The sequence below is a fragment of the Kineococcus gynurae genome, from assembly GCF_042433995.1.
GTDB classification, from domain to species: Bacteria; Actinomycetota; Actinomycetes; order Actinomycetales; family Kineococcaceae; genus Kineococcus; species Kineococcus gynurae.
The window spans coordinates 1-1,049 of sequence record NZ_JBHLUI010000017.1 but is presented as its reverse complement, the minus strand read 5'-3'; the positions used below and the strand labels follow the sequence as shown (position 1 = coordinate 1,049).

Genomic DNA, 1,049 nt, shown 5'->3' with positions numbered 1-1,049 from the left:
ACCGGTCAGCTCCACAACTCTTCAGTCGCTGCTTCCACACCCGGCCTATCAACCCCGTGGTCTACAGGGAGCCTCCCACCCCACAAAGGGGGCATCGAAACCTCATCTCGAAGCAGGCTTCCCGCTTAGATGCCTTCAGCGGTTATCCCTTCCGAACGTAGCCAACCAGCCATGCTCCTGGCGGAACAACTGGCACACCAGAGGTTCGTCCGTCCCGGTCCTCTCGTACTAGGGACAGCCCTTCTCAAGTTTCACACGCGCGCAGCGGATAGGGACCGAACTGTCTCACGACGTTCTAAACCCAGCTCGCGTACCGCTTTAATGGGCGAACAGCCCAACCCTTGGGACCTACTCCAGCCCCAGGATGCGACGAGCCGACATCGAGGTGCCAAACCATGCCGTCGATATGGACTCTTGGGCAAGATCAGCCTGTTATCCCCGGGGTACCTTTTATCCGTTGAGCGACCGCGATTCCACACTCCACGGCCGGATCACTAGTCCCGACTTTCGTCCCTGCTCGACATGTCCGTCTCACAGTCAAGCTCCCTTGTGCACTTACACTCAACACCTGATTGCCAACCAGGCTGAGGGAACCTTTGGGCGCCTCCGTTACTCTTTAGGAGGCAACCGCCCCAGTTAAACTACCCACCAGGCACTGTCCCTGATCCGGATCACGGACCGAAGTTAGACATCCAGAACGACCAGAGTGGTATTTCAACGATGACTCCACCACCACTAGCGTGACAGCTTCACAGTCTCCCACCTATCCTACACAAGCCGTCCCGAACACCAATACCAAGCTATAGTGAAGGTCCCGGGGTCTTTCCGTCCTGCTGCGCGTAACGAGCATCTTTACTCGTAGTGCAATTTCGCCGAGTTCGCGGTTGAGACAGCGGAGAAGTCGTTACGCCATTCGTGCAGGTCGGAACTTACCCGACAAGGAATTTCGCTACCTTAGGATGGTTATAGTTACCACCGCCGTTTACTGGCGCTTAAGTTCTCAGCGTCCCCCACACAAGGTGGAGTAACCGGTCCCCTTAACGTTCCAG

General features: G+C 56.6%; 1 rRNA gene. It reads right to left on the bottom strand.

The window, feature by feature from the left end:
• Positions 1-1,049, bottom strand: a 23S ribosomal RNA gene (locus ACFFKU_RS18500); the annotation flags it as partial.